A 3,502-nucleotide genomic window follows, 5' to 3' on the forward strand; every position below is an offset into this window, starting at 1 on the left:
GTATTCTTCCCATACAGGCGGACATTGAAACTCGGCATCGCGGGGCGCTCTCAAAATCAGATGGCAGTTTTCAGACGAGACCTTATCCCGCCCCAGTCGCACCAGCGATTCATATAATTTTGAACCGGGTTTGAGATCGTCGAGCATTTTGTAAGGGGGATCAAAGAAGATTAGATCAAAGGGAACAAAATCCGGAACATTTTTAGGTCGGAACGAGGAGAGCAGGGCGTCGGTTCGCCAGCACAGCGTTTCATCTTCAGCGCCGATGCTTTCTACATTGCGTTTGAGCAGTTCGTGCGCCTTGCGGTCCTGTTCCAGGAAAACAACACTGGTGGCGCCTCTGCTGAGTGCTTCCAGTCCCAGCGATCCCGTACCCGAATAGATGTCGGCCACACGTTTGCCTTTGACGTTTTCCCCCAGCCATTCGAAGAGGACTTCTTTCACAAAGTCGGTAATGGGGCGGGTCGTCATCCCGGGATTAACTTGTAGTTTTCGCCGACGATATTTTCCTGCAATAATACGCACTGCTCTGTCGATTCAATAAAGGTGTTGAATTTACTTTAAACCCGGATTGTATAAAGGCCTGGCAGCAATGAGAAGCATTATTCATTTTCCCGCTTTTTTTGTGCAACGCGTTCCCAGTGTTTTTTAATAATCTCAGCAGCTTCCTCGGCGACCGAGTGAAATTCTTTCCTGTCTTTGAGGCTTTTGGGGGGAATGTTCGGGGCGGGTTCGGCAGCAGGAGCCATTGATGTGGGAAAAATCGTGGTATCGCCGGGGGCAGGCGCAGTTTCATTCACTTCTTCAGCGAGCCAGTTTGAAATGTCATCATCAGACAGCGGGGCGGCTGTTTCCGGCGTCAGGTTACTGGGCTTATTAATCGTTTTTCTGACGGTTTTTCCGGTTCCCGCTAATTCAAACACCATCGGACCCACACGCAGCTGGTCTCCGGGCTGAAGCGGTGTCTCTGCTTTGATCCGAATATCGTTCACACAGGTGCCGTTACGGCTGTTTAAGTCAACCACAAACATTTCGCCGTCGCGTATCAACAGTTCACAGTGTTTACGGCTGACATCGGAATCAGCGACGCGAATGTCACATTCCAGCTCGCGGCCGATCGTGATATTTCTTTCAGGCAGTTTCAGCGTTTTTCCCTGATACTTCCCCGTTTTAATAATGAATTTTGGCATGCGGGTCCTCAAATAATGAAACGGATGATATCCAATGGCAGGTTGTATTCTTTTGCTGACGTGATTGATGTAACGGGGCAGGCTGTGAATGTTTTTATAAAATAACACCGTTGATCTAAAATGGGAACGATGCACTCAATCATGCAGGGGGACCACCAGTGCTTCGTTACACGCAGGACAGGTCATCGTGCGTCCGCGGTGCTTCCTGCGAACCTTCAGTTTTTTACCACAGCGACATAAAAAATGAATGCGTTCGTCTGAAAGATTACTGGAAGGTGTAAGGTGTTCCCGCTCCCAGAGATCATTGGAAATCTCTTTGATTAATTCCAGCAGTTCGGCAGGATCAAATGGTTTCAGCAGATAACCGTCTGCACCGACGCGTGTTGCCAACTGGCGCGAATCGGACGAGTCAATTGCTGTGACAATCAGAATGGGGGTATGGCTTTCTTTCTGTTTCATTCGTTCGCAGATTTCAAATCCGCTTTCCTGGGGCATGATCAAATCCAGAATCACAAAATCAGGTTTGTGCATGACAAATGCGGAATGGGCCTGACCTCCATCTTTCGCGAGTGTCACATGGTAGCCATGTTCCTCGAGTAATGTTTTCAGGAACAGTGCGGTGTCCTGTTCGTCTTCTACAACGAGGATGTGATTCACTATCTTCGCTGTCATGTCGAAACTTATTTCCTGTGTAGCCATCTGAGCGACTCCCTTTTTTTCCCGATTCGGTCGGACTTTTCGTTTCCTGATCGCGATTTCTGTAGTGAATTTGTCAGCCGCTACGATCAAGCTGGAAAAAGTGGTAGTATGTAAAAACGGTGACCCGTCAATAGAAGTTCGTGGATATTATTGGAGAGTTCACAGAATAAAAGCGTGAAATTGATTATCTCAAAGTCACAAACAAATGGCACGGCAAAATAAAAAAAACGACGGAAATGCCAAAAAGTCCTGAAAAACAGGGGTAAACACATTGACTTTTGGAATTAAGATCACTTTACTTACCCTTGGTTCGAAGAGAGCACCTTGTTTTTTTCGAACACAACGCAAATTTGGCAACTCACTATGACGAGGTGGTACCCCACTTCTTTCATTTTCAAATTCCAATATCAGGAGTTCACGATGGCAGCAAAGGCTACTACGAAAGAAAAGCCACTTACCAAAACAGAGATCCTCAATGCATTAGCTGAAGGTTCTGGACTCACTAAGAAAGAAGTCACTGCTGTTCTTGATGAACTCAGCTCACTGATTTCCAAAAATCTTGGGAAACGTGGTCCTGGAGTCTTCAATGTTCCAGGACTTCTCAAAATTCAGGTTCAGCGGAAACCTGCCACAAAAGCAACAACCCGCCCTAATCCATTCAAGCCTGGTGAAATGATGCAGGTCGCTGCCAAACCAGCCCGGAATGTCGTCAGGGTTCGACCTCTCAAAGCTCTGAAAGAGATGGTCTAATACACTCTCAGCCTTGCATCTGAAAATCAGAACATGAAGATGCAGTTTCCCCTGGGGGAGGCTGCGTCTTGCATGATTCTGATATACAGTTTAAGATGTACATCGCTGATGTTATCTGTTGTCTCACCTGTCTGAAAGTTACTCGAATTTTCTCCAAAATGAGAGTCGTTTCAGATGAAAAGCTCGTAAAAGCAATTTTTATTTGAAAATTCGGGTTTTTTTGTGGAGATGAATCTTGCTCTGTCCGAGTAAGCGGATGCAGTCGTAAGTGTGTTTTTCAGCATACTTTACGTTTAAAGTGTAAAACCTCCATCTAGAATGTGCTTCTTTTTTGTGTGTCGCTGCGGGCATGTGCGCGTCCGTGCGTCGCACCAGCCTCTTGACGGTATAAATGTGGGCATGTAAAATCTCAGCGTAAGTGATTGATCGGTTTTATAACTGATTGATGACTGTGGTGTTTAACCTACCAGAAAACACCTCATTTCTATTTACGTGGGATGCATTAGGCATCCTGAGAGAGAAAATGGCATGTTAGTTTTATCCCGCAAGAAGAATGAGAAAATCGTGATTGATGAGAACATCGTCATAACGATCGTCGAGATACGCGGTGACAAGGTTCGCTTGGGAATCGAGGCTCCCCGCGAGGTGCCCATTCACCGTAGCGAAGTTTATGAAGCAATTCAAAACGAACAGAATTCCGTTCCTGAAGCAGAGAGCGACACCACCGAGCTATTGCAATAAACTTCTGAATTGTGCAATTATGAATACCTAGGCCGCCTGAGAGCGGCTTTTTTTATCCACTGGTTTCCAGTTCGTTTTTCAGTTCAGGCGGCATATTCAAAAGTTTTTTTAGAGAAGATGGA

At 46.1% G+C, this 3,502-nt stretch carries 5 protein-coding genes; 2 read left to right on the forward strand and 3 right to left on the reverse strand.

Annotated elements, in window-relative coordinates; all coding sequences use genetic code 11:
- The 3 genes from rsmD to Q0294_RS13120 all read right to left on the reverse strand — a co-directional run.
- On the reverse strand, positions 1-525 hold a 525-nt coding region (gene rsmD, locus Q0294_RS13110), incomplete at its 3' end, for a 16S rRNA (guanine(966)-N(2))-methyltransferase RsmD (protein ID WP_299465989.1).
- Between the two features lie 77 nt (positions 526-602).
- Positions 603-1,190 carry an FHA domain-containing protein gene (locus Q0294_RS13115; RefSeq protein WP_299465992.1) on the reverse strand — a complete coding sequence of 196 codons (588 nt, stop codon included), beginning with the start codon at positions 1,188-1,190 and terminating at the stop codon, positions 603-605.
- Between the two features lie 135 nt (positions 1,191-1,325).
- Positions 1,326-1,862, reverse strand: coding sequence for a response regulator (locus Q0294_RS13120; protein ID WP_299465995.1), 537 nt, complete (start codon positions 1,860-1,862; stop codon positions 1,326-1,328).
- Between the two features lie 351 nt (positions 1,863-2,213).
- On the opposite strand from Q0294_RS13120, the gene Q0294_RS13125 reads away from it, so the two are divergent.
- Positions 2,214-2,639: an HU family DNA-binding protein gene (locus tag Q0294_RS13125; RefSeq protein WP_299465998.1), complete on the forward strand. Its 426-nt coding sequence runs from the start codon at positions 2,214-2,216 to the stop codon at positions 2,637-2,639.
- Between the two features lie 528 nt (positions 2,640-3,167).
- On the forward strand, positions 3,168-3,380 hold the full coding sequence (csrA, locus tag Q0294_RS13130) for a carbon storage regulator CsrA (protein WP_299466000.1): 213 nt from the start codon (positions 3,168-3,170) through the stop codon (positions 3,378-3,380).
- Positions 3,381-3,502 lie beyond the last annotated feature (122 nt).

The organism is uncultured Gimesia sp. (assembly GCF_937919775.1).
Classification (GTDB): Bacteria; Planctomycetota; Planctomycetia; order Planctomycetales; family Planctomycetaceae; genus Gimesia.

Excerpts from the sequence above, each read along its gene's own strand:
- Q0294_RS13115 (WP_299465992.1), bottom strand. The coding sequence starts at position 1,190 with ATGCCAAAATTCATTATTAAAACGGGGAAGTATCAGGGAAAAACGCTG.
- Q0294_RS13120 (WP_299465995.1), bottom strand. The coding sequence starts at position 1,862 with ATGACAGCGAAGATAGTGAATCACATCCTCGTTGTAGAAGACGAACAG.
- csrA (WP_299466000.1), top strand. The coding sequence starts at position 3,168 with ATGTTAGTTTTATCCCGCAAGAAGAATGAGAAAATCGTGATTGATGAG.